The organism is Tropicimonas sp. IMCC34043 (genome assembly GCF_003390845.1).
In the GTDB taxonomy this organism is placed as follows: Bacteria; Pseudomonadota; Alphaproteobacteria; order Rhodobacterales; family Rhodobacteraceae; genus Tropicimonas.
Map to the genome: position 1 here is coordinate 1 of NZ_QMEK01000005.1, position 23,695 is coordinate 23,695.

The following is a 23,695-nucleotide window of genomic DNA, read 5'->3' on the forward strand; positions in this document are numbered from 1 at the left end:
ACCAATGCCGCGGTCGTCTCGGCGCTGAGGTTGCCCTGCAGCACCAGCATGTCGCCGGGATGGCCCGCCTCGATGGCAGCACAAGCCACCTGCGGGGTCAGTGCGACGGCGGCGGCATTCGTCGTGATGACCGCATTCTCGCCCTCCCGCACTTGCAGGATCGTCGAGGCGTCGCTGGTCACACCGTCGAGTTCCACCAATCGGGCGGTCAGCGGCTCCCGCCGCAAACGGTCCGCGATTTCCGTGCCGCGAGCATCGCGCCCGACCGGCGCAAGCAGCGTCACGCCAACCCCACACCGCGCCAGAACGACCGCCTGGTTCACCCCCTTGCCCCCCAGATCCCGGGCGATCTCGTGCCCGAGGATCGAGGCGCCGGGCTGGGGCAGCGCCGAAACCGCAAGTGTCTTGTCCATGGCCGCGTTGCCGACGACAAAGGCCTGCATGAAAAGCTCCATTGGAGAAAAAGAATGACGAAGCAGCGGATATCCGACCGATCCTCCAACGCCATAAAAGACATCTTCGGACGCGACAAGGCGCTGATCGGGATGGTGCACTGCCCGGCCTTTCCCGGCGCACCACGGTATCGCGGCGAAAGCGTCGACGCGATCTATGACGCCTGCATGCGCGACGCCGAACATCTGGTCGCGGGCGGCCTTCACGGGTTGCTGGTGGAAAACCACGGCGACATCCCGTTCTCCAAACCCGAGGATATCGGTCCCGAAACGGCCGCCTTTCTGTCCGTTGTCACGGACCGTTTGCGCAGCGGCTTCGGCGTGCCGCTTGGCATCAACGTTCTGGCAAATGCGCCCCTGCCCGCCTTTGCCACCGCGATGGCGGGCGGGGCGGCGTTCATCCGGGTGAACCAATGGGCCAATGCCTATGTCGCCAACGAAGGGTTCATGGAGGGGCGTGCCGCCGAGGCGCTTCGCTATCGCTCCGCCTTGCGGGCGGACCACATCCGCGTCTTTGCAGATGCCCATGTGAAACACGGCAGCCACGCCATCGTTGCCGACCGCTCGATCCCGGAACTGGCCCGCGATCTGGCCTTTTTCGACGCCGATTGCATCATCGCCACCGGCCAGCGCACCGGCAATTCCGCCACGATGGAAGAGATCGAAGAGGTCGGCGCGGCAACCCACCTGCCGCTGCTGGTCGGATCCGGGGTCAGCGAGGACAACGTGCTCGACATCCTTGCCCGGACCAGCGGCGCCATCGTGGCGTCGTCCCTCAAGGAAGGCGGGGTCTGGTGGAACCCGGTAGAGCCCGCAAGAGTGCGCCGCTTCATGGAGCGGGTGCGAGAAGGCTTCGATGTCTGAGCGCCGGGCTTCAGCGATCTAGTCGGCCGCGCCCGTCCAGTCCGCCAGAAGCGCTTCATAGATCGACTGCGCCTCGATCAGCCTCGAAATCAGCACGAACTCGTCGGTGCTGTGGGGCTGATCCATCGACCCAGGCCCAAGGATCAGGACGGGAATGTTGCCCATTGCCGGCTTCAGTACGGCAGCGTCGGTGAAATAATTTGCTACCTCGGGCGTGGCCGTCACGCCGGTGATCTCTGCTACCACCGCGGATGCGCGCGCGCACCAGGGGTCATCGGGTTCGCTCCAGACCGCCGGCAGATCGAGCAGGGTTTCGATCCTGACCTCTGGCCCGGCCAGCCGTTCCAGCCCTGCGCGAAGTTCATCGTGCGTGATACCGGCGACAGAGCGAAGATCGAGCGTCATCTCGCACCGGTCCGGCACGGAATTGGTGTTGATCCCGCCATGGATCGTTCCCAGATTGGCGGTTGCCCTGCCCATGATCGGATGGCTGGCCTCCGGGTCGAATGTGGCAAGCCGGGTCATCAGCGGCAGAGCCTTCAGGATGGCGTTCTCTCCCAGCTCCGGCGTCGCGCCGTGGGCAGTTCGCCCCTGCACGCGAAACCGCAGCCAACAGACCCCCTTGTGGCCCAGCAGGGGGCGGTTGTCGGTCGATTCCGCAACGATCATTGCCCCCGCGGGCGGGAGCGCACCCGCCTCCACCAACCAGCGCGCGCCGTCGCAGCCGGTCTCTTCTCCGACACTCAGCACGACCGCGACCCCGCCCCGAACCCGAGGCACCGCCTGACAGGCCAGAATGAACGCGGCGACGCCGCCCTTCATGTCGCTCGACCCCCGCCCAAACAGGTGATCCCCCTCGATATCGCCCGCAAAGGGGTCGTGGCGCCACGGAGCGTTTCCAAGCGGAACGGTATCCAGATGGCCACTGAAGCAAAGCGGAAGGCCGTCCCCCGTGCCACGGGTCGCGACAATGCTGAATCGCGTGTCTGAATGCCGGTGACGGGTGCAGCAGAACCCGGCTTCCTCCAGCCTCGCCGCGGCGAATTCCATGCAATCGGTTTCCTGCCCCGGCGGGTTGATGGTGTCGAAGCTGACGAGCTTTCGGGTCAGGTCGACAAGATTTCCGGCTGTTCTGGTCATCTGGCAGCTCTTGTTCGGGACGGTGTGGCGATGTCCTACATCCGTGGCGCGGCTCATGAAAGGCCCGCACCCGGATCAGGCATCATGCCGAAACCTCGGCCATGAACAGCAGCCGCCACTCCGCCCGGGCCAAACCCAACCACTCATCGAAGCCGGAGGCCGTTTTCGCCGAAACACCGGATATCGTCCGCCATCGCGGTGACGTTCAGCACCGCGCCCTGCCGCGTATCCACGCTTCGATCGACCTCCATCACGCAGTCCACACCCTCTGCGACGGCGCCGTAAAGATAGGTGGTGCCGCCGAGGAATTCTGCAAACTGGGCCGTCACGGTCAGCGCCGGCTCGCCGGGTTTTGCCAGCCTCAGATGCTCGGGCCGGATGCCCAGCAACAGTTTGGTGCCTTCGGCGGGCCGGCTGCGCAGCCCCGGGTCCGGCACCGGGTGGCCTGCGACACGGATCGCCCCGCCCCGCACCTCTGCCGGCAGGAAGTTCATCTTCGGCGACCCGATGAAACCCGCCACAAAGAGGTTGTCGGGATCGTCGTAAAGCTCTGCCGGACTACCCACCTGCTCGATCCGGCCGCTGCGCAGCACCACGATCTTGTCGGCCAGCGTCATCGCCTCGGTCTGGTCATGCGTGACGTAGATCATGGTGTTGCCGAGGCTCTGATGCAGCCGCGAGATCTCGATCCGCATCTCCACGCGCAATTCGGCGTCGAGGTTGGAGAGCGGTTCGTCGAACAGGAACACGTCCGGGTCGCGCACGATGGCGCGCCCGATCGCCACGCGCTGCCGCTGCCCGCCCGAAAGCTGGCCGGGGCGCCGGTCGAGGTAATCGGTCAGTCGCAGCACGTCGGCGGCGGCCGCGACCTTGCCGGTGACCTCCTGTTTCGACCGGCCGGCAACCTTCAGCCCGAAGCCCATGTTCTGGGCCACGCTCATGTGCGGGTAGAGCGCATAGGTCTGGAACACCATTGCGATGCCCCGGTCCGAGGGATCGGCGTCGGTCACGTCGCGGCCGCCGATGCGGATCTCGCCCTCCGTCACCTCCTCCAGCCCCGCGATCAGCCGCAGCAAGGTGGATTTGCCGCAACCCGAAGGACCCACGAACACGACAAATTCTCCGCTCTGGATGTCGAGATCGATATCGCCCAGCACCTGCACCGCGCCGAACCACTTGTTGACGCCCTGCAGCGAGACGCCCGATGTCTTGCGCTCGCCAGCGACGTGGTCGATCCGCGTCATTGGCCGGCCTCCCGGCGCACCCAGACCAGCATCTCGCCGGGCGCGCGGTTGTCCCAGGCATAATAGGGCACGGCCGACAGCACCGTCGCCTCGCGGCTTGGCGGCGCGGTGCGGTAGAGCGCGTTGCCGGGCCAGACCTCGCGCTGCGCTCTGGCGGTCAGGCGGACGATGCCGCCGAGGATATCCTCTTCTGCCGCTTCGAGTGTCACATCATCCCCAAGCACCACCGAATTGAGATCGCTGCCATTGTCCACGCCCTCGAGGCAATAGACAAGCGGCCCCCGCATCAACGCTGTGCGACCCTGATCGGGACTGACCTTGGGATGGGCAAAGACCCGCCGCGGCGCCATGTCGAACGAAAGCTCCACCCGGTCGCCCGAGCGCCAGCGCCGCGAGATCCTGAGATAGCCATCCCGCACTTCGGCGATCTCGGTCTCGCCATTGAGCCTGAGCGTGGCGCCGTCGGCCCAGCCGGGCACCCGGAGCGACAGCGCGAATTCTACCTCCGACGCCGTCCTGAGCGTGATCGCAACCGCGCCGTCGAGCGGATAGCGGGTTTCCTGCGTCAGCGTCACATGTCCGCCCGCGACGTCGATCTCGGCCGTGCCGGCGTTATAGAGATGCACCGCGATCTCGGTGTCGGCCACGCCATAGAAATAGGTGCCGATCGAGGCCACCAGCCGCGAGATGTTCGGCGGGCAGCAGGGGCAGCGGTGCCAGACCCAGCGGTGATGATCGCCCCGGCTTTCGAGCGGATTGTCATAGAAAAACGTCTCGCCGTCGAAGGACAGCCCCGAGAGCGCGCCGTTATAGAGCGCCTGCTCCATGATGTCGCCATAGCGCGCATCCGGCCGCCGCCCCAGCATCCGGCTGGCCCAGAACACCAGCGCCACCGCGGCGCAGGTCTCGGCATAGGCGGTCTCGTTCGGCAGGTCGTAATCGAAGGTCAGCCCTTCGTTCAGCGCCGATGGGCCGAAACCGCCGGTGACGTAAAGGTTCTTCTCCGTCAGGTGCGACCAGAGCCGTTCCAGCGGTGCATCAAGCGTCGTGTCGGCGAACTCGGTGGCGACATCGGCCATCCCGGCATAGAGATAGGCCGCGCGCACGGCGTGGCCCACCACCGCGTCCTGCTCCCGCACGGGCCTGTGGGCCTGGCAATATTCCAGAGTGCGGAAGTGGAAGTCTTCGGGGGTCTCGCCGCGCGCGCGCGCTTCGAGGTCGAAGTAGAGCGGCGGCTGACCGCGTTCGTCGACAAGGAACCGTGCGAGGTCGAGATAGCGCTGCGCGCCGGTGGCCCGGCCGAGTTTTACCAGCGCCAGTTCCAGTTCCGGATGGCCGGGATAGCCGTGTTTCTGCCCCTCGCCCGGGCCGAAGACCTTCGCGATGCAATCGGCATAGCGGCACAGGATGTCGAGGAACCGGCGCTTGCCGGTGGCGTGGAAATAGGCAACTGCGCCCTCGATCAGGTGGCCGGCATTATAGAGTTCGTGCTGGTCGCGCAGGTTGGTCCACCGCTTGCCCGGTTCGATGCGGATGAACCAGGAGTTGAGGTAACCATCTTCCTGCTGCAGCCGTCCGTAGGCGTCGATCACCTCGTCCACCCGCGCCTCCAACTCGGCGTCCGGGGTGCGGTTGAGCGCGTAGGCCGCCGTCTCGATGCTCTTGCCGAAGTCGGAATCCCAGAACATCTGCGTGGTGACGTGCGGATTGTCGTCCTGATAGGGGATGACGATGCCGGGGTTGGGCCGGTCGGGGTCCACCTGGTCGAGCATCCCCGCCTCGATGCAGCGGTCAAACAGCATCTTCGCGGTGGTGGTGGAAATCGTGTCGAGGCGCGGGCCGAAGAAGCCGCCAACCTCGATCTTGTCCACAGACAACGGGCGGAACCTGGAGCGGGTCTTGCCGGCGGCCCTGGGATCGAAGGGTTCGTTCATGTCGTGTCCTTTCGTTGCAGGCGGCTCACTTCACCGCGCCGGCGGTCAGCCCGCGGATGTAGGAGCGTTGCAGGATGAGAAAGAGGATCAGGCAGGGGATCATCATGACGGTCACGCCGGCCTGCACCGCCCCCCAGTCGATGGAGCCGAAACGACCCGAGCGGACGGCGGTCATCAGGACCGGCAGGGTAAACTTGCTCTGGTCGGTCAGCAGGACCAGCGCGGCGAGAAACTCGTTCCAGGCATTGAGGAAGGCAAACAGGCCGACGGTGACAACGCCGGGCAGCACCAGCGGCCCCATGACCTGAACCAGCATCCGCACACCCTTCACACCGTCGATCCGGGCCGCCTCCTCGATCTCTCGCGGCACCGCGTCGAAGGCGTTGCGCATCATGAAGACCGAGAATGGCAACTGAAGGGTGGTGTAGATCAGGACGAGCCCGATCAGCGTGTTCTGCAGGCCGAGCTTCGCCAGCAGCAGGAACAGCGGGGTCAGGATCGACTGGAAGGGCACCATGATCGTCGCCAGGATCAGCAGGAAGACCAGCCCCTTCAGCGGGAAGCGGAAGCGGGAGAACCCATAGCCCGCAAGTGTCGAGACGACGATGGTCAGTGCCGCCGTGCCCACCGCGACGAAAAGCGAGTTGCCGGAATAGTGCAGGATCGACTGGCCGAATTTCTCCAGCCGCAGGTAGCTGTCGATGCTGAACCCCTGCGTCGGCCAGGGGGGCAGCGGCGGCTGGCCGGATTCGGCGGGCGTGCGAAAGCTTGCCGCAACCACCCAGAAGATCGGCGCCAGAAACAGCAGTGCGACCAGCACTGCGGTGACGTGAAAGAGGAGCCGGTGATACCTGATCCGGCCGCGGCCACGGGCGCGCACGGGCGCGCGGACGGCGGGATCCATCGTGGCGCTGCTCATCAACTCTCCCTCCTGTCACGCAGCAGCCGAAGCTGGATGGCGCTCAGCACCATCAGGATCGCCAGCAACACGACCGACAGTGCCGAGCCATAGCCGAGCCGGAACGAGACGAAGGACTCGTTGAAGATGTAGTAGACCGCCGTCACCGTGCGGTTTTGCGGCCCGCCGCTGAGGATGATGTAGAACTGATCGAACGCCAGCATCGAGCCCGAGACGCAGAGGATCAGCGCCAGCGCAAAGGGTCTGCGGACCAGCGGCAGCGTGATGTAACGGAACCGCTGGTGGGCTTTTGCGCCGTCGATGCGGGCGGCCTCGATGTAGTCGGTGGGGATCGATTGCAGCCCGCTCATCAGGATCACCATGTAGAAGCCGGCCATCTTCCAGACCACCATGATGGTGACCGACCAGAAGGCGGGGCCGAAGGTGGCAAGGATGTTGACCGGCTGGGCGGTCAGCCCGAGCATCTGGGCAAGCGGCGAGAAAAGGCCCGAGTCGACGTTGGAAAGCCAGGCCCAGAGCAGGCTCGCCGAGGCGAAGCCCGTCACCACGGGCAGAAAATACGCGGTGCGGTAAAGCGCGACACCCCGGGAGGGGCGCTCTACCATCAGCGCGAGGATCAGGGCGACGCCCAGCAGGCCGACGGTGGCGGCGAGGGTGTATTGCGCGGTGAAGCCAAGCGCGCCCCAGAAGTCGCGATCGCCGAGCATCCGGGAATAGTTGTCGAGCCCGATCCAGCGGGGCTTTCCCATAAGCGGCCATTTGTGAAGCGACATCCAGATCGTCATCCCGAGCGGGATCATGAAGAAAACGATGACCAGCGCGGCGGCGGGCAGGACATAGATCAATCCCTCCCAGCCGGATCCGCGGCGCCTGCGTCGCCGCGGCGGAGGCTTTCCGGCCGGGGTCGCGGCAGGGTCGATTTCGGTCGTGTTGGTCATCTGCGGACCTCTCGCAATGCGATTGGGCTTCGGGCACCGGCGAGGGGGTGAGTGTCGCCGGTGCCCCGTTCGCGGAGCCGTTCCCGGCTCAGCGTGCGGCGTCGATGATCGACTGCATCTCTTCCTGGCCGTCGTCGATGGCCTGCTGCACCTCTGCGTCATCCTTGGCGAAGAATGCCCGGTTCAACATCGTCACCCAAGGGCCGTTGCTCGAGTTGATGAGGTCGTTGAAGACGATGCTGAAGGGCGTGCGCCCGACCGTCATGGCCTTGGCCGATACGAGATAGCGCGCGTCGAGCCCGGCAAGCGCCGCCTCGGCCACGTCTGCGCGCACCGGAAGCGAGCCGTTGTGCGAAAGGATCGTCTGGCCCTCGACCGAATAGGCGAACTCGAGGAACGCCTTGATCGCGTCGATCTTGTCGGTGCCTTCAGAGACAACGAAGTTGTCGCCGCCGGCGAAGGAGGACACGCCGCCGTCCTGCCCGGGCAGGAGCGTGACGCCATAATCGAGGTCGGGATACTGATTGTTCAGTGCGCCGATCGCGAAGGAGCCGGAAGGCGTCACACCGATGTTGCCGTTGGCGAAGGCCGCGAAGAAGTTCGCGCCGGTATCGGTCTGCGCCCCCGGAGGCACCACGCCGTCCTTCACCATGCCGCGGTAGAGATCGATCGCTGCATGCATCTCGGGCGTATCGAGCGTCGCCTTGTTGCCGTCGTCGGCAAAGATATCGCCGCCCGAGGCCCAGATCAGCGGCGTGAAGGTGAAGATGTTGCAGCCGCCGCAGTTGCCCGAGAAATAGAAGCCATAGGTGTTATCGCCAAGCGCGCCGACCGCCGCCGCGGCCTCGCGGATCTCGGCCCAGTTGGTCGGGCCCTTCTCCGGGTCGAGCCCGGCCTTGCGGTAGAGGTCCTTGTTCCACAGCAGCACCGAGGCATCCGCCGAGAACGGCAGCCCATAGATCTTGCCCTCGAAGGTGCCCACCGACAGGTGCGCCGGCGAGAGCTGGTCGAGGTAGGGCAGCGACTTTGCCAGCTCGGTGATGTCCTTGAGCTGGCCGGAACTGGCGAAAGCCGGGGTATAGATCAGGTCGAGCGAAAGCGCGTCTGGCGCCGAGCCGCCGGCCGCCGCGATGGCGTATTTCTGGACCAGTTCGTTCACCGGCACGATCTGCAACTCGGCCTGGTCCCCGCCCTTGGCGTTGAAGGCCTCTACCAGCTTCGGCATGAATTCCGAGCCGTCCGAGCGCACCCACATTGTGAACGTGTCGGCCTTTGCGGCACCCGAAACACCGATGGCGGCAAGAATGAGCGCGCCCGTGAGCGTTGTGATTTTCATTGTCTTCCTCCCTAAGTTGTCCACCCGAGCGGGCGGGTAAGAGTTTCGCGTCTGTGTTCGGCCGTCCGGCGCCTCCTCGCGCACGGGCGGACCGTCATCATTTTTCCGGCAGCGGCACGCTCGAGTCTCGCACGACCAGCCGGCACGGCGTGCGGACGATCCCCGGCTCGACCGCCTTGCCGTCGATCATGTCGAGCATCGCGTGCCCTGCCGTCTGGCCGAGGTCGAACAACCCCATGTCCACCGTCGTCAGCGGCGGGCGCGTGGCCTTGGCAAAGATCTCCCAGTTGTCGTAACCGACCACCGACACGTCCTGCGGCACCCGCAGGCCAAGCAGGGTCAGCCCGTCGATCACGCCGCGCGCGATCTGGTCGTTGCCACAGAAGAAGGCGTCGGGACGCTCTGCCGGACTGTCGGGCCCGAACATGGCTTGCGCCGTGCGATAGCCGAAATCCTCCGACCAGTCCCCGAACATGGCATGACCGAAGGGCGCGAGCCCGTGCTCGTGCAGAACCTCTTGCCAGCCCTGCGCGCGCACCCCGGTGGCCGCAAACTCCCGTGGCCCGGTCAGGTGGGCAATCCGCCGCCGCCCGACCTCGACCAGATGCGTCACGGCGGCGCGCGCACCGCCGAGGTCGTCGGGCACGAAGCCCACCGCACCGGGCGGGCAGGCCGCGTTGACATAGATCACAGGAACGTTCTGCTGCGGCACCTCGATCGGCAGTGCGCGGTCGATACGCTTGCCGGCGACGATCAGCCCGTCGACGCATTTCTCTTCCATCGCCTGAAGGTTCAGCCGCGTCCGCTCCGGGTCGTTCTCGCCGGCGCAGAGGAACACCGAGACACCCCGGTCGACCATGCCCGTGGCAAGTCCCGCGGCGATCGGAAGGGTGAAGCGGCCATAGGTGTCGGTGGTCAGCAGTCCGAGGGTGAACGACCGCCGCCTGACCAGCCCGCGCGCCATCGAATTCGGCCGGTACCCCAGCTGGCCGGCGGCCGCGCGCACCCGTTCCCGCGTCGCCTCGGTCATGCGCCCGACATCGTTCAGGGCACGCGAAGCCGTCGTGACGCTGACGCCCGCAAGGGCCGCGACGTCCCGAATCGTGATCCGCGCAGTCATCCTGTGGCCCGGTTCGGACCCCCGAGGAGTCAACGGCTCCGACTCATCATCCGGCAAGAGAATGTCCTCCAGCTTCCCAAGTGAGCAATCGTTGTCTCAACTTGGGATAACGTTTGCGCACTCAACGTTTCACAATGGGTTTGGCCTGTCAATCCCGCATTGGCGACCCGCCAGCCGCGCCACCCGCGGGGGAACCGGAACTCCGTCGGGCACGTTCCGGGGTCCATGGGTGCTGTAAAGCGCTGCTATCCGCCCTCAGTCGGCTCCTCCGCCCCGCCCACGACACCGGCCGATGCAGCATCGATCGATTGCATTCCGGCCCCTCGATCTGGCGCTATCGGATTGTCCATGACCGTCGAGGGGCCTATTCATCGCGTGACCGGGAACACCCGATCGAGCCTGATTCGACAGGTTGACGTCCGAAGCCACGACAGCGTAACCGGGACCGACGCCTCCGAAGAGGCGCCAGAAGTCCGTTCAGACATCCGAGCCTCCGCTTTGGACACAGCCCCTGGAGACCAAGATGCCGCCACGTGCCGCCAGGACCATCGTCGCCTTTGCCGGTCTCCTGACCGTCGCCGCCTGCTCGGTTTTCGGGGGTCAGGCGGCACCCGAACCGAAATACACCGTGGTCATCGCGGAAGACCCCTTCGAGGTCCGCGACTATGGTGAAATGGTCGTCGTGAAGACGACGATAGCCGATGGCTCGAACCCCGCGTTCCGGCGTCTGTTCGATTACATCTCGGGCCAGAACGAGGGCTCCCGCAAGATCGCCATGACCGCGCCCGTTTTGACCGGCGACGCGGCAGAGGGAACGAAGATTGCGATGACGGCCCCCGTCCTGCAAAGCCGCGAGGGACCCCGCGAAATGATCTTCATCCTGACCGACGCGTTCACCGCTGAAACCGCTCCGGTGCCGACAAACCCGAAGGTCTCGCTGGGCGCAATCCCGGCACGCCGGGTTGCTGTGGTGCGCTATTCGGGTTCGATGAACGGCAAGGCGGCCTTTGCGGAAGCCCGGTTGCGGGAGTGGATGGGGATCAAAGGCCTGCAGCCCAGGGGTCCGGCCGAGGTTGCAGGATATAACCCGCCCTGGACCGTGCCCGCCTATCGCCGCAACGAGGTCATGATCCCGGTCGCAACCGAAAAGTGACATGCGGCACAATCGCTATCATCACCTCAGTTGGCTTCACGGGATCGAACTTTTCGAAGCCGCGTTCAGCACCCAGACCTTTGCGCGACATGCACATGAAGGTTTCGCCATCGGTGCCATTGCCGAAGGTGCAGGTGGTTACGTCTGCCGGGGCGAAAGCATGGTGCTGCCTGCCGGATCCCTTTCGTTGATGAACCCCGAAGAGGCCCATACCGGCCACGCCGCATCCGACCGGGTGCGCTATAACATGCTCTATGCATCCGAGGCAGCCGTGCGCAAGGTACTGGGGCTGCGCGACCTGCCTGGCTTTCCGGCCGTTGCGCCACAGGATCGGGGGCTGAATCTGACTCAGGCGCTTGCCCGTCTGGCCGGATGTCTGAACGACGCCGAGTCCATCGATCATCGGCTTGCGACCGAAGAAGCGGTGCACGAGGTTCTGGCGCGCGCCTTCACCCATTACGGCCGGGCAGAGCTGCGCCCGGCAGGCCGTGAACCGGCCGCCATCCGCCTCCTTCGTGACCGCATCGCCTGCGGGGTCGCCGAGGGCCGGGCCCTGTCGCTCGCCGATCTGGCCGCCGAGACCCGATTGAGCCCATCCTATCTGATCCGCGCGACCGTCCGGGCAACCGGCGTCACACCGCATGGCCATGTGCTGCGCACCCGGCTCGATCATGCGCGTCGCCTGCTGCTGGAGGGCGCACCCGCGGCCGACGCCGCCGTTGCCGCAGGGTTTTGCGATCAGGCGCATCTGATCCGTCAGTTCCGGCGCCACTATGGCGTGACGCCCGGCGCGTTGATCCGGCACTGATCAGGTCAATTTCGTCCAATCCCCACTGACCGAAGACATGGCAAAGCGCCTCCGAAAGGAACCACGCCCATGTCATTCAAACCCGTCATCATCCTTGCCGACGATCTGCCCATTGGCCTCAAGGCCAATTTCGCTGCCGTCCTCGGCATGAGCCTTGGCCAGCTTTGCCCCGACCTGGTGGGGGCGGATACACCGACGCAGGACAGCGTCCAGATTGCAGGCATCACCACCGTCGCGCTGCCGATCCTTTGCGCCCCGGCCGCCGATCTGCCCGCATTGTTCGAGGCCGCGGCCGATCTGCCGGTGCGCCTGGCCTATATGCGGGCCGCATTCGAGGCGCGGGACTATGCGGATTATACCACGCGTATTGCCGCTGCACCGCTGACAGGGCACGAGCCGCAGGCGATCCTGCTGGCCGGACCGCGCAAGGCGGTCGACCGCACCTGTGGCCGCCTGCCGCTGCTGCGCTGAATGGGCAACGGGCGGGATCAGATCTCCCGCCCGGTGCAGAAACTTTCGCCGACAGACGCTTCGAGGCTGCGTCCGTCCGCTATCCGCCTAGACGCCGATCTTGCCGGCGTCGGTCCGGGTCAGCACGACCAGCGAGGGTCGTGCCTGCCCGCCTTTGGCAAAGTCCGGCCAGGTCGTGCCCTGTTCGTCATAGGCCTCGGCATCCTCGTCGTCCTCAAGGCGCAGCTCGCCCGGATGCTGCACCGAAATGAACAGCGATGTCCCGTCCGGCGTGAAGGCCGGCGAGCAGCATTCCGAACCGACGGGCGGCACATAGAACAGTTTCGACAGGCCGCGGGTCTCGCCAACCGTGTCGACCACGAACAAGGCGTCGGCGCCCACCGGCGGCGGGCCATCCGTGGCCACCCAGAGCCGCCCTTCGGGATCGACGGCAAGGTTGTCGGGGTCGGTGAACCAGCCGTTCTCGCTGGTGCCGGGATGGAACATCGCGCCGTCCTCGGGGTTTTGCGGATCGCCGCAGAGCACGAAGACGTCCCAGGCAAAGGTGTCGGCTGCGGCATCGCGCTGGCCGTCCTCGCCCGGAGGCGCGAGCTCCAGGATATGTCCGTGCGGGTTGGGCGCCCGCGGGTTGGCGGCGTTGACCTGCTCGCGTTCGTCGCCTTCGCCTGCCGGCAGACGGTCCTCGCCCTCGGTCATGGCGACATAGATCCGGCCCGTGGCGGGATGCACGATAAAGCCCTCGGGGCAGTCCATCGGCGTGGCGCCCGTCAGATCGGCCGCGACGCGGGTGTTCAGCACAACCTCGGTCTGACTGGCAAATCCGGCTTCGGCGGTCAGCGGACCCTCGCCCGCGATCAGCGGCAGCCAGGTCACCGATCCATCGGCATCGAACCGGGCAACCGACAAGGTGCCGTTATCCAGCAGATCGCGATTGGCGGCGCGATCCGTCGGGTTCCAGGGATCGCGGGTGACAAAACGATAGAGGTATTCGAAGTCGTCATCATCGCCCATGAACACCACGACGCGGCCGTCCGGCGCCACGCAGCATTGCGCCCCTTCGTGGGTGAACCGGCCGAGCGCGGTCCGCTTGACCGGCGCAGCCTCGGGATCGAAGGGGTCGACCTCCATCACCCAGTCGAACCGCATCCACTCGTTCGGCTCGTCTTCGTAGCGCAGGCGCGGTTCGACCCGCGAGGCCGCATATTCGTCGTTTTCATCCTCGTCCCAGCCCTGGCGCTCGACCAGTTCCTGATTGGCAAGCGTGGTATAGTCGCCCGCGAAGACATCCATGCCGCCTTCTTCGCCGGACAGGATCGTGCCCCAGGGGGTGACGCCGCCATTGCAGTTCGAGATCGTGCCGAGCACCAGCTTGCCGGTCGGGTCAGCCTTGGTCTTCAGCCGGTCGTCGCCGGCGGCGGGGCCCGAGATCGCGATCGGCGTCGACAGGTGGACGCGGCGGTTGAACTTGCTGTCGGTCACAACCCGCCAGCCGTCCTGATCGCGCCTCACCTCGAAGATGCTAAGACCGGTCGCGGCCATGGCGGCGCGGATCTGATCCTCGGTCATAGCCTCGCGATAGGTCTCGATGTCCATCCCGGGGAACATCAGCCAGGGCGAGGCATATTCGTGGCTGACAATCATCAGGCCATGCGCAGAGGCTTCCGCACCCTCGCCGAGGGGCAGGTAGACGGTGAAGTCATTGTTATAGCCGAACTGGCGCGCGGCGGCGGCACCGTTCAGCGTCTTGATATCAAACTCCGGCGCGTCGGCGAAAAGCGGGTCGCCCCAGCGCAGCAGGATCTGACGCGCGTAGCCCTCCGGCCAATGGTCGGCGCGGTCGCGCATCCGTGTCAGTTCCGGAAATCCGGCTGTCGGGGAAGCCGCGGCGCTGCGGGGGGCAAGTCCGCCGCCGATTGCGACCAGACCGGCGCCGGCGACAAACCCCTTCAGGACGCTGCGGCGCCCGTAGCCCTTTTCAAGAATCGAGCCGTAGCTTTCGGCAATGCTGCGCCGCGCGGTCGGGCGCGGTCTGCTCTTGTTGCGATCGGTCACGAAACTCTCCTTCAGAGCATCTGCGTCGCGGCACTCTTGACGACGCAGATGACCCGGGAGTGACGGTTCGATGACATTCCGCCCGCAGTGGAACGATAACCCGCGCCTTGAGAGTGTATTGCCAGAACTCCTGCGGGCTGTCCTGCCAGGGATTGCTCGTCCACCCCTTGTCAGAACCCGGCGGGTGGCGGCGTCGAACGGCGCAGCCCGAACAATCGCCCGCCGGGGTTGCCAGCGTCGGCTTGGCGGTGTCCGCGTTCGGCCCGGAACATGCGCGTAGCGCGCAGGTGCCATCGGGCAGGCGCGGCAGGGTCCGCACCGATCTGTAATCGCAACCGGCCTATGTGGCGGCGCCCGCTGTCAGGACGACGACACTTTGCCAGCCGACGGTCAGGCAGTGCCCGCCCAGCTCCGGCAAGGCATCGCCCTCGCCCCGGCTGTCATAGCGCGGGGTCCAGTCGGCATCGGGCAGAGTGAATTCGATATCGTCGCCGCCATTCAGAATGGTCAGAACCTCCGGCCCGTCCTCTGTCCGCACGCGCAGCGCAAAGCAGGTGAGCCCCGCTTCCAGCCAATCATCCTGCGACATCTCGTGCCCCGCCGGGTGGTGCCAGGTCGTGCGATTTCGCCCTGCCTTGTCCGCGCCGGTGGCAAAGCGGGGGTGAACCATTTCGCCGAGTTCCGCGCGCAGCGCCATGACCCGGGACACCCGATCCAGAAGTCGCGGGTTGGCCGCGTCCCAATCAAGCCAGGTCGTTTCGTTGTCCTGACAATAGCTGTTGTTGTTGCCGTTCTGGCTCTGGCCGAATTCGTCGCCAGCGAGGATCATCGGCACGCCCTGGGCGATGGCGATGGTCGAGAGCATGGCCGCGACGCGGCGTTCGCGCGCCTCCAGAATGCCGGGAGCGTCTGTCGGCCCTTCGACGCCGAGATTGTCGGAGATATTGTTGTCATGCCCGTCCCGACCATCCTCGCCGTTCGCCTGATTGTGCTTGTCGCGATAGCTGACCGTATCCCAAAGCGTGAAACCGTCATGTGCGGCAACGAAGTTGACCGATGACGTGGCGGGGCGCTGGCTGTGGTTGAACTGCACGGGCGAGCCCGAGAGCCGCTCGGCCAGCGCCGGGACGAGGCCGGGATCGCGCCGCCAGAAAGCCCGTATGTCATCGCGCGCCTTGTCGTTCCACTCGCGAAACGGCCAGGGGAAACCGCCGACCTGATAGCCGCCTTCGCCAATGTCCCAGGGCTCGGCAATCAGCTTGACCGAAGACAGGACGGGATCCTGCCGGATGGCCGCGAAGAACGCACCATCGCGTTCGAACCCCATGCTCTCGCGCCCGAGGGTCGAGGCAAGGTCAAAGCGGAAACCGTCGACATGCATCACCTCGACCCAATAGCGCAGGCTGTCCAGCACCATGCGCAGGACCATGGGATGCGCCACATTGACCGTGTTGCCGGTGCCGGTGGTGTCGAAAGTGTGGCGCGGATCGTCCGGCGACAGCAGGTAATAACTCGCGTTGTCGATACCGCGGAACGACAGGGTCGGGCCCTTCTGGTTGCCCTCGCAGGTGTGGTTGTAGACCACGTCGAGGATCACCTCGATGCCCGCGCGATGAAAACGGTCGATGGCCGACTGAACCTCGCGGATATGCCCGGTCTTCAGATAGGGGGCGTGGGGCGCAAAGAACGACAGCGTGTTATAGCCCCAATAGTTCGACAGACCCTTGTCGATCAGATGGCGGTCATTGGCAAAGGCATGGATCGGCAACAGCTCGATCGCCGTCACGCCGATCCGGTGCAGGTGTTCGATGATCGGATCGGAGGCAAGCCCGACGAAATTGCCCCGGTCCGCCTCGGCGAGCCCGGGATGGCGCATGGTCAGGCCCTTGACGTGCGCTTCGTAGATGACGGAGCGTTCCCAGCGGTGTCTGAGAGCGTTGCGCTGATCCCATTCATAGCTTGCATCGACGACGACACCCTTCGGGACGAAGCCGGCCGAGTCGCGGTCGTCGAAGGTCCTGTCGTCCTCGCCGACCTTGTAGCCGAACAGACTGTCATCCCAGACAATCGCGCCGCTGATCTCGCGCGCATAGGGATCGAGCAGCAGCTTGTTGGGGTTGAAGCGGTGCCCCTGATCGGGCGCATAGGGGCCATGGACACGGTAGCCATAGACCTGACCGGACCCGATGCCGGGGACAAAGCCATACCAGATGCCGCCCTCCATCTCCGGCAAGGCGATCCGAGCCGTTTCAACCTGCCCCGTCTCGTCAAAGAGGCAAAGCTCGACCTTCTCGGCATTTTGCGAGAACAGGGCAAAATTCGTCCCGTCGTCGCGCGGGGTGGCGCCAAGCGTGTCAGGGCGCGCAAGGGTCTTGTCGAAGGCCGGTGCCGGCCAGGTCTTGTCATTCATCACGATACCCGGATTTTCTGGTAAGAGCGGTAGGCGAGCGCCGAGGCTGAGTGAATTTCGGACGCCCGGTCTCGGGGTCCGGTCTCAGGAATGGTGGGTGTTATGCGCCGCATGGCGCCCTGACCGACACGACACCACCCGGCAGCAGCACGTTGCTGCGATGGACAGAACTCGTTGCAGATTGACGGCATGCCGGATCCGGCCGGCGTGCCGACATTGCGCCCGACAACGGCCCCTCGTCATCCGCTGGCAGACAGACCGAGGCGAGAGCCTCCGCGATGGTGCCAGCACGGATGTCCGGCCGAATTCAGTGCCCTCAGAGCGTCTCGGTCTGCGACCGCGGTCCGGCGAACAGCCAGATCAGGAAGCCGATCAGCGGCAGAACGATCACCAGAAGGCACCATAGCACCTTCGATCCGGTGCCGACACGCGAGCCCACGATCGAGACAATCGCCCAGATGTCGAGCACGAGGACGATCAGCCCTCCGATACCACCAAATGCCATAACGGAACTCTCCTGTTTTTCCGGTGTGCCCTGTAGCGAGGGTCTGCAGGGTAATTCCGGTGGAGCGGAAATGTTCCACACTTTGCCGCTTCGGGCAGAGGTCTCGGGCCGGGGCTGACGTGGCGGCGTCGCCCAAAAGGAAATCCCGCGCGCCAACGCGCGCCATCAAGACGCGCACAAATCCGGGGCGGGAAAGTTTCGTCCCTACCCCAGAAAGCGGCGCAGTTGCACCGGATCGAGCGGTTTGTGCAGCAAGGCCGCCCCGATCTGCGCGCAGGCGGCATCAAGCTCGGTCGATCTGTTGGCCGAGATGATGCAGGTCGGCAGCGCCCCGAAGCGGCGGATGAAATGGGCGATGGCGTCGGTTCCAAGCGCCCCGTCGTCCAGTTGGTAGTCGGCCACAACGGCGTCAGGCGCGATGTCGATTTCGTCGAGCAACGCATCCGCCTCGGCCAGGCCCGCGCAGGGCAGGACATCGACGCCCCAGCCTTCGAGCGTGATCGCAATGGCATCGCGCAGGTCGGCGTCGTTCTCGATCAGCAGCACGATCCGGTGCAGCAGAGTCTGATCGGGCGGCGGCGCCGGAACCGGCCCTTTCATCGGCTTTTCGGTCTGCGCCGGCATCAAGGGCACCTCGACCCGGAAACAAGTGCCTTGCCCAACCGTCGAGCTCAGCTGCAATGGATGTCTCAGCAACCGGCAGGCACGCTCGACGATCGCAAGGCCAAGGCCCATGCCGTCGGCCGGACTGGCCGAGGCGTTCAGGCGCAGGAATTCCTGAAACACCCGTTCCTGCTCGTGCTCGGGGATGCCGGGGCCGGTATCCCAGATCTCCAGCCGCAGCGCGCCGCCGACCCGGCGCGCGCCCACCAGCACCTTGCCGCGGTCGGTATAGCGGATCGCGTTCGAAATCAGGTTCTGCAGGATCCGCCGCAGATAGGTCGCATCGCTCTGCACCGTTGCGTGGGTCGCAACCACCCGGAATTCCAGCCCCTTCTGCTCGGCTATCGGCCGAAGTTCGTCGTGCAGCTGACTGAAAAGACGATCGAGTGCCACCGGCCCCACATGCAGCGCCGCGCGACCTGAATCGAGCTTCGAGATATCCAGAAGCGCGCCGAGGATGTTCTCGACGCTCAAAAGCGCGCTGCTCGCCTTGGCGAGCCGCTCGGCCCGGTCGGGGGTCATCGCCTCGCTTTCGAGCGAAGAGACATAGAGCTTGGCCGCCGACAGCGGCTGCAACAGATCGTGGCTGGCCGCAGCCACGAACCTCGATTTCGAGGCATTGGCGCGCTCGGCCTCGGCCAGCGCATCTTCCAGCTCCAGCGTGCGCTCGGTGACCCGGCGTTCCAGCGTCTCGTTGGCCTCGTTCACCGCCTGCACTGCGGCGCGTTCGGCGGTGACGTCGGTGAAGCTCATCACAAAGCCCTCGTCGGGCATCTGCTGGGCAAAGACGGCAAGCACCCGGCTGCCCATGCCGATCTCGAACGACAGCGGCACCCGCCGGCCGGGGCTTGCCACCCAGCGTTCGATCAGGCCCTCGTCGACGGTGCCGGCGAACCGGACCTCGGGGCGGATACGATCATAGAGCGTCCCGAAACTGGCGCCGAGATGAAACCGGTGGATCGGGATCGACAGCAGTTCGCCCGAGCGCCGGTTCCAGCCGACCAGCCGGCCCTGCCGGTCAAAGATGCAGACCCCCTGGTTCAGATGTTCGAGCGTCGCCCGGATCAGCTTGGCCTGATCGTCCAGCAGCCGCTCGCGTTCCTGGCGTTCGAGCCGCATCATGTCGGTGACGTCGGTCTGCAGGATCACGGTGCCACCGTCCTGCGTGCGATGTTCGCTGACCTGCAGCCAGCGGCTGCCGGCCATCCGGGCATTGAACATCACATGGTTGTCCTTGTGGCGATCCATCCTTTGCGCCGCCCAGGTCTCGGGCGTCAACCCGGCCGGCAGCGACAGGAACGGGCTGGTCGAAACGATGCGGACATATTCGGCAAAGGCGAGCCCGGGCTGAAACTGGTGATAGATATCGCGCATGTGCTTGCCAAAGCGGCTGTTGCACATCACCAGCCGGTCCTCGGCGTCGAACAGCGCAAACCCTTCCTGCACGGTCTCGATCGCGTTCGTGAGGTTGGCACGCGCGGCTTCGGTTTCGGCATTGGCGAGCGCGAGGCTTGCGTTCGATGTATTCAGCAGATCGAGCGCGCGTTCCAGTTCCTGGGTGCGGGTGCGCACGACCTCTTCCAGCATCGCGGCGCGCTGGAAATGCGCATAGGCGACCCCGGAACTGTCTGTATCATTCTCGACACGGCGCATCAGCGCTTCCGAGATCTGGCGCAGCTTCTCGTTCTCGCGTTCCAGTGAATCCTCGCTGTTAAGCAGGGAATTCAGCATGGCACCTCCTCGGGCGGATAGATGGCGACACCGGTCAGGGTCTGGTTGACGTGCATCGAATTGATCTGCTCGCCATAGGTCGAGAACCCGATCACCCGGTTGTCGCGGAATATCTGCGAGATCCGCCCCGACATCTGCTTCTGTTCGGCCTCGATCCGGCGAAAGATGCATTCGCAGGCAAGGATCGTGTCGGGTGGGCCGTTGCGTGCCAGCGCGGCAAGCTCGGCCTCGAGGTGCACGGCCATGTCGGTCGCCTCGGCCAGTGTCAGAACCAGCCCCTCGTCGATTGCCGAAAAGAAGATAAGATCGCCGTTTTCGGCCACCTGCTGGATCGAACGCACATGATGCTGGCCGCCGACGCGCACCACCAGCGGGTGCGCGGCGAAGGTGAAGGAGGTCATCTGATAAGGATCCTTGCCGACGAGTCGCGCGTATTCCCGCGCCGCGGGTTCGGCATTGATCTCGTGCACGATCCGGCGTTCGGGCGAGGCGCGGGTGATCACCATGCGCCGGTCGGTCGGCACGAAATGGTCGGTCTTGAACACCTCGACCCGGCAGGCGGTGCGCACCTGCGTGACCACGGCGGCATTGTTCATGACCCGGCCCCCGCACAGCAGATAGGTCGCGCCGAAGCGTTCCTCATCGCCGGCCGAGCCGCCGAACAGCGGCACCGGCCCGAGGCCCGCGGCAATCTTGGCGGTCAGGGCATCCTCGAGTTTTGACATCCCGTCGATCAGCATGAAGTTGAATTCGTTGCTCCACTCCGGCCGCTCTGCCCGCAGCGCGTTGCGCGCCTGGCTCATGCGCTCTACCACCTGACTGCCATCGAAATGGCTCAGGTCCTCGACCAACAGACAGCGGGCCCGGAACTGTGCCTTCGGCAGACCGACGGCAACGATCTTACCCTCGGAATAGCCTTCGCTCGAGATCTCGCCCGCGGTGGTGCAGCCAATCACCTTGACACCTTCGAACACCGACTGCGCCTCGAGCGCGATCGCCCGTATGTCGGCCCGGGGCGAGATGAACAGCGCCACCAGCTCCAGCGGCTCTTCGCCCATCGACCGGGCCAGCCGGGCCACAGGATTCACGGTATCGCGGTCGACCATTGCGGCGCGCACGATCTTCGGGGCGCTATCCTGCGCCCCGGACGGACCCGACTCCTGGTCCATCGCGTCTCCTCCCCCCTCGATCCAGACCGTTCCGGATCCGGATGATCCGAACAAACGGTCTGTTCCTGTTCCCTCGCCCGAAGCGGGATGAATGGGATCAGAGCCATCCGATCCGCTTTCGGCCGCAAAATGTCTGCAAGCTTAAGCGTGACCGCCCTGGATCTGCAATACGCTTGCAAAGCTTGCCTCGCCCGCCAGCAACACCGCCTGGGTCCGGCTTTGCACGCCGAGCTTGCGCATGATCGCGGTGACATGGGCCTTCACCGTCGTTTCGGCAATCGACAGCTCGAAGGCGATCTGCTTGTTCAGTTTGCCCTCGCAGATCAGCTGCAGGATTCGCGCCTGCTGGGCGGTCAGCAATGCGAGCCGCTGGATCGCGTCCAGCCGGTCGGCGGTGCCGCCGGCTTCCAGCAGATCATAGCCCGCCGGGATATAAATCCCGCCACGCGCCAGCGTGTCCATGGCCTCGCGGAACACCTCGCGCGGGCTGTGTTTGGGCACGAACCCCGCGGCGCCGGCCTGGATGACCGAAGTGATGATGCGGTTGTCGGCCATCGAGGACACCACGACGATCGACGCCCGTGTCGCATTGCGCAGCCGCACAAGGCCGTCGAGCCCGTTCACGTCCGGCAGGTTCAGGTCCAGCACCACCAGATCCGGCTGGCCCGCCGTTTCGATCCGGTCGAGCGCGGCCTGCAGGCAGCTGGCAGTCGCGATCTCGTCAATCGGCGACAAGGCCTTCAGGGTCATCGAAAGGGCGTCGCAGAACAGCGGGTGATCGTCGATGATCAGAACGCTGCGGAACGCTGCTCCGGTCGTTTCGGCGGTCGTTGTCGCCAGCATGGCATGCCCCCTTTCTCTGCGTGATCCGCTCCGTGGTATCGGTCAGCATAGCCCGGCGCGCAGCCGGGCCAAATACGCCGAAGGTCGTAGAGAGTCGATTGTACACCATAGAATGCAAAACGCGCACCCAATCCGGGTGCGCGCCGCAATAGTGAAGAAAGGTCGGGGGGTCAGTTGGCCATTGCCATCTGCTTTGGCAGCTTGAACGTCCAGACCATGCCGCCCTGGTTGAGATAGTTCACCTTCTTGGCAACCTCGCCGCCCCACAGCGGCACCGCGCCGCCCCAGCCCGACAGGATGGAAACATATTGTTCGCCGTCCATTTCCCAGGTGACCGGCTGGCCGACGATGCCCGAGCCGGTCTGGAAGCTCCACAGCTTCTCGCCGGTCTCATCGTCGAGCGCGATGAATTTGCCCTCGGGGGTGCCAAAGAACACGAGGCCCCCGGCCGTCGTCATCACGCCACCCCACAGCGGCGCCTCGTTCTGGTATTCCCATTTCCATTCGCCGGTGTTGGGGTCGATCGCCTTCAGCGACCCGATGTGGCTTTCATAGATCGGCTTGATGGTGAAGCCGGCGCCAAGATAGGCCGCGCCCTTCTTGTAGCTGATCGGCTCGTCCCAGATGTCCATGCCCCATTCGTTCGACGGCACATAGAAATTGCCGGTCTTCTGCGAATAGGACATCGGCATCCAGTTCTTGCCGCCAAGGAACGACGGCGCGGAAAAGACCACCTCGCCCTTCTTGCCATCGACCGAAGCCGCCGGGTTGCCCGGCCGTCCCGCCTCGATAAAGATCGGGCGTCCGGTCTCGTCGATGCCCTCCGCCCAGGTGATGTCGCGGACAAAGGGTTTGGCGCTGACAAAGCCGCCATCCTCGCGGTTCAACACATAGAAGAACCCGTTGCGGTCGGCGGTGGCAAAGCGCTTGTTGCCGTTCGCGTCGACGAAGGGCACCACCTCGTTGACGCCGTCGAAATCCCAGCCCTCGCGCGGCGTGGTCTGGAAATGCCACTTGATCTCGCCGGTATGGGGGTCGATGCCGATGCGGCTCGCGGCATAGAGGTTGTCGCCCTTGTTGCCCTCGGTCGGCTCGCCCGCGTTGCGCAGCCAGCTGTTCCAGGGCGAGGGGTTGCCAGCGCCAAACACCAGCGTGTCGGTGTCCGCGTCATAGGAGCCGCCAAGCCAGGTCGCCCCGCCGCCGGTCTTCCACATGTCACCCGGCCAGGTGGCGTTCAGCGTACCGGTCATGGTCGAAGGCTCGCCGTTCAGCTCGCCCATGTTGCCCTCGATGGTGGGCCGCTTCCAGATCAGATCGCCGTTTTCGGCGTCAAAGGCATAGACCGCGCCGACAACGCCAAATTCGCCGCCCGAGTTGCCGACGATCACCTTGCCGTCGACGATCAGCGGGGCCGCGGTATAGGAATAGCCTTCCTTGTAGTTCTCGATCTTCTTGTTCCAGACCACCTTGCCGGTCTTGAGGTCGAGCGCGACAATGCGGGCGTCGAGCGTACCGAAATAGAAGTTGTCGCCGTAAATGGCGCCGCCGCGGTTGATCACGTCACAACAGGGCAGGATGCCCTCGGGCAGGCGGGCGTCGTATTGCCAGATCTCGTCGCCGGTCTTCAGGTCGATGGCATAGACCCGGCTGTAGGAGCCGGTGACATACATCACCCCGTCATAGATCAGAGGCTGGCTTTCCTGGCCGCGCTGCTTCTCGCCACCGAGGCTGAAGGCCCAGGCGGGGACGAGGTTCTTCACGTTGTCCTTGTTCAATGTCTCCAGCGGGCTGTACCGCTGCAGGCTGCGGCCCATGCCGTTGGTGACCACCTGGGTGGTGATGGTCTGGTCGTTCTTCAGATCGTCCTCGGTCACACCTGCCTGGGCCATGCCCGCAACCAGTGTGCCTGCGACCGCTGCCGCAATTAGTCGTTTCATGAGCAT

19 protein-coding genes are annotated in these 23,695 nt (G+C 65.2%); 4 read left to right on the forward strand and 15 right to left on the reverse strand.

Annotation, left to right across the window (positions count from 1 at the left end; all coding sequences use genetic code 11):
• The coding region (locus DQG17_RS16335; RefSeq protein ID WP_232829479.1) for a PfkB family carbohydrate kinase at positions 1 to 443 on the reverse strand (443 nt) is incomplete at its 3' end.
• Positions 444 to 467: 24 nt separating this feature from the next.
• Between DQG17_RS16335 and DQG17_RS16340 the strand changes: the two genes are divergently transcribed.
• Positions 468 to 1,316, forward strand: coding sequence for a BtpA/SgcQ family protein (locus tag DQG17_RS16340; protein ID WP_116133946.1), 849 nt, complete (start codon positions 468 to 470; stop codon positions 1,314 to 1,316).
• Positions 1,317 to 1,334: 18 nt separating this feature from the next.
• Here the strand turns inward: DQG17_RS16340 and DQG17_RS16345 are convergent, their stop codons facing one another.
• The 7 genes from DQG17_RS16345 to DQG17_RS16375 form a co-directional block, all read right to left on the reverse strand.
• Positions 1,335 to 2,456 carry a M20 family metallopeptidase gene (locus DQG17_RS16345; protein ID WP_116133947.1) on the reverse strand — a complete coding sequence of 374 codons (1,122 nt, stop codon included), beginning with the start codon at positions 2,454 to 2,456 and terminating at the stop codon, positions 1,335 to 1,337.
• A gap of 143 nt (positions 2,457 to 2,599) precedes the next feature.
• Positions 2,600 to 3,700 (reverse strand): ABC transporter ATP-binding protein, encoded by a 1,101-nt coding sequence (locus tag DQG17_RS16350; RefSeq protein WP_116133948.1) that lies wholly within the window; start codon positions 3,698 to 3,700, stop codon positions 2,600 to 2,602.
• Entirely contained in the window at positions 3,697 to 5,634 is a 1,938-nt protein-coding gene (locus DQG17_RS16355; protein WP_116133949.1) for a glycoside hydrolase family 127 protein, read from the reverse strand. The genes DQG17_RS16350 and DQG17_RS16355 overlap by 4 nt, the downstream gene beginning before the upstream one ends.
• 25 nt (positions 5,635 to 5,659) lie before the next feature.
• Complete coding sequence (locus tag DQG17_RS16360; RefSeq protein WP_116133950.1) at positions 5,660 to 6,553, reverse strand: carbohydrate ABC transporter permease; 894 nt, start codon at positions 6,551 to 6,553, stop codon at positions 5,660 to 5,662.
• Positions 6,553 to 7,491, reverse strand: a complete 939-nt coding sequence (locus DQG17_RS16365; RefSeq protein WP_116133951.1) for a carbohydrate ABC transporter permease — start codon at positions 7,489 to 7,491, stop codon at positions 6,553 to 6,555. Before DQG17_RS16365 ends, DQG17_RS16360 begins: the two co-directional genes overlap by 1 nt.
• 88 nt (positions 7,492 to 7,579) lie before the next feature.
• Entirely contained in the window at positions 7,580 to 8,827 is a 1,248-nt protein-coding gene (locus DQG17_RS16370; RefSeq protein WP_116133952.1) for a sugar ABC transporter substrate-binding protein, read from the reverse strand.
• Between the two features lie 97 nt (positions 8,828 to 8,924).
• Positions 8,925 to 9,947: a LacI family DNA-binding transcriptional regulator gene (locus DQG17_RS16375; protein ID WP_116133953.1), complete on the reverse strand. Its 1,023-nt coding sequence runs from the start codon at positions 9,945 to 9,947 to the stop codon at positions 8,925 to 8,927.
• 523 nt (positions 9,948 to 10,470) lie between these two features.
• Between DQG17_RS16375 and DQG17_RS16380 the strand changes: the two genes are divergently transcribed.
• The 3 genes from DQG17_RS16380 to DQG17_RS16390 all read left to right on the forward strand — a co-directional run bounded on the left by DQG17_RS16380 (position 10,471) and on the right by DQG17_RS16390 (position 12,379).
• Positions 10,471 to 11,100, forward strand: a complete 630-nt coding sequence (locus DQG17_RS16380; protein WP_116133954.1) for a heme-binding protein — start codon at positions 10,471 to 10,473, stop codon at positions 11,098 to 11,100.
• Position 11,101: 1 nt separating this feature from the next.
• A complete protein-coding gene (locus DQG17_RS16385; protein ID WP_116133955.1) occupies positions 11,102 to 11,908 on the forward strand; it encodes an AraC family transcriptional regulator in 807 nt (268 codons plus the stop codon).
• Positions 11,909 to 11,977: 69 nt separating this feature from the next.
• Positions 11,978 to 12,379, forward strand: a complete 402-nt coding sequence (locus DQG17_RS16390) for a DUF2000 domain-containing protein (RefSeq protein ID WP_116133956.1) — start codon at positions 11,978 to 11,980, stop codon at positions 12,377 to 12,379.
• An 87-nt stretch (positions 12,380 to 12,466) separates the two neighbouring features.
• Here DQG17_RS16390 and DQG17_RS16395 read toward each other — a convergent pair whose 3' ends face one another.
• The 7 genes from DQG17_RS16395 to DQG17_RS16425 form a co-directional block, all read right to left on the reverse strand.
• Entirely contained in the window at positions 12,467 to 14,431 is a 1,965-nt protein-coding gene (locus DQG17_RS16395) for a PhoX family phosphatase (RefSeq protein WP_116133957.1), read from the reverse strand.
• A 340-nt stretch (positions 14,432 to 14,771) separates the two neighbouring features.
• Entirely contained in the window at positions 14,772 to 16,841 is a 2,070-nt protein-coding gene (gene glgX, locus DQG17_RS16400) for a glycogen debranching protein GlgX (protein WP_116133958.1), read from the reverse strand.
• Between the two features lie 316 nt (positions 16,842 to 17,157).
• Positions 17,158 to 17,346, reverse strand: a complete 189-nt coding sequence (locus DQG17_RS16405; protein ID WP_116133959.1) for a PLD nuclease N-terminal domain-containing protein — start codon at positions 17,344 to 17,346, stop codon at positions 17,158 to 17,160.
• 204 nt (positions 17,347 to 17,550) lie between these two features.
• On the reverse strand, positions 17,551 to 19,740 hold the full coding sequence (locus DQG17_RS16410) for a PAS-domain containing protein (RefSeq protein WP_116133960.1): 2,190 nt from the start codon (positions 19,738 to 19,740) through the stop codon (positions 17,551 to 17,553).
• On the reverse strand, positions 19,734 to 20,909 hold the full coding sequence (locus DQG17_RS16415) for an FIST N-terminal domain-containing protein (protein ID WP_116133961.1): 1,176 nt from the start codon (positions 20,907 to 20,909) through the stop codon (positions 19,734 to 19,736). The genes DQG17_RS16410 and DQG17_RS16415 overlap by 7 nt, the downstream gene beginning before the upstream one ends.
• Before the next feature lie 141 nt (positions 20,910 to 21,050).
• Entirely contained in the window at positions 21,051 to 21,752 is a 702-nt protein-coding gene (locus DQG17_RS16420) for a response regulator transcription factor (RefSeq protein ID WP_116133962.1), read from the reverse strand.
• Positions 21,753 to 21,922: 170 nt separating this feature from the next.
• Positions 21,923 to 23,689 (reverse strand): PQQ-dependent methanol/ethanol family dehydrogenase, encoded by a 1,767-nt coding sequence (locus DQG17_RS16425; protein ID WP_116133963.1) that lies wholly within the window; start codon positions 23,687 to 23,689, stop codon positions 21,923 to 21,925.
• Between the last annotated feature and the right edge of the window lie 6 nt (positions 23,690 to 23,695).

What these genes read in the sequence shown, in the direction of transcription:
- DQG17_RS16340 (WP_116133946.1), top strand. Translation starts at nt 468, where the DNA reads ATGACGAAGCAGCGGATATCCGACCGATCCTCCAACGCCATAAAAGAC.
- DQG17_RS16345 (WP_116133947.1), bottom strand. Translation starts at nt 2,456, where the DNA reads ATGACCAGAACAGCCGGAAATCTTGTCGACCTGACCCGAAAGCTCGTC.
- DQG17_RS16350 (WP_116133948.1), bottom strand. Translation starts at nt 3,700, where the DNA reads ATGACGCGGATCGACCACGTCGCTGGCGAGCGCAAGACATCGGGCGTC.
- DQG17_RS16355 (WP_116133949.1), bottom strand. Translation starts at nt 5,634, where the DNA reads ATGAACGAACCCTTCGATCCCAGGGCCGCCGGCAAGACCCGCTCCAGG.
- DQG17_RS16360 (WP_116133950.1), bottom strand. Translation starts at nt 6,553, where the DNA reads ATGAGCAGCGCCACGATGGATCCCGCCGTCCGCGCGCCCGTGCGCGCC.
- DQG17_RS16365 (WP_116133951.1), bottom strand. Translation starts at nt 7,491, where the DNA reads ATGACCAACACGACCGAAATCGACCCTGCCGCGACCCCGGCCGGAAAG.
- DQG17_RS16370 (WP_116133952.1), bottom strand. Translation starts at nt 8,827, where the DNA reads ATGAAAATCACAACGCTCACGGGCGCGCTCATTCTTGCCGCCATCGGT.
- DQG17_RS16375 (WP_116133953.1), bottom strand. Translation starts at nt 9,947, where the DNA reads ATGACTGCGCGGATCACGATTCGGGACGTCGCGGCCCTTGCGGGCGTC.
- DQG17_RS16380 (WP_116133954.1), top strand. Translation starts at nt 10,471, where the DNA reads ATGCCGCCACGTGCCGCCAGGACCATCGTCGCCTTTGCCGGTCTCCTG.
- DQG17_RS16385 (WP_116133955.1), top strand. Translation starts at nt 11,102, where the DNA reads ATGCGGCACAATCGCTATCATCACCTCAGTTGGCTTCACGGGATCGAA.
- DQG17_RS16390 (WP_116133956.1), top strand. Translation starts at nt 11,978, where the DNA reads ATGTCATTCAAACCCGTCATCATCCTTGCCGACGATCTGCCCATTGGC.
- glgX (WP_116133958.1), bottom strand. Translation starts at nt 16,841, where the DNA reads ATGAATGACAAGACCTGGCCGGCACCGGCCTTCGACAAGACCCTTGCG.
- DQG17_RS16405 (WP_116133959.1), bottom strand. Translation starts at nt 17,346, where the DNA reads ATGGCATTTGGTGGTATCGGAGGGCTGATCGTCCTCGTGCTCGACATC.
- DQG17_RS16410 (WP_116133960.1), bottom strand. Translation starts at nt 19,740, where the DNA reads ATGCTGAATTCCCTGCTTAACAGCGAGGATTCACTGGAACGCGAGAAC.
- DQG17_RS16415 (WP_116133961.1), bottom strand. Translation starts at nt 20,909, where the DNA reads ATGGACCAGGAGTCGGGTCCGTCCGGGGCGCAGGATAGCGCCCCGAAG.
- DQG17_RS16420 (WP_116133962.1), bottom strand. Translation starts at nt 21,752, where the DNA reads ATGCTGGCGACAACGACCGCCGAAACGACCGGAGCAGCGTTCCGCAGC.
- DQG17_RS16425 (WP_116133963.1), bottom strand. Translation starts at nt 23,689, where the DNA reads ATGAAACGACTAATTGCGGCAGCGGTCGCAGGCACACTGGTTGCGGGC.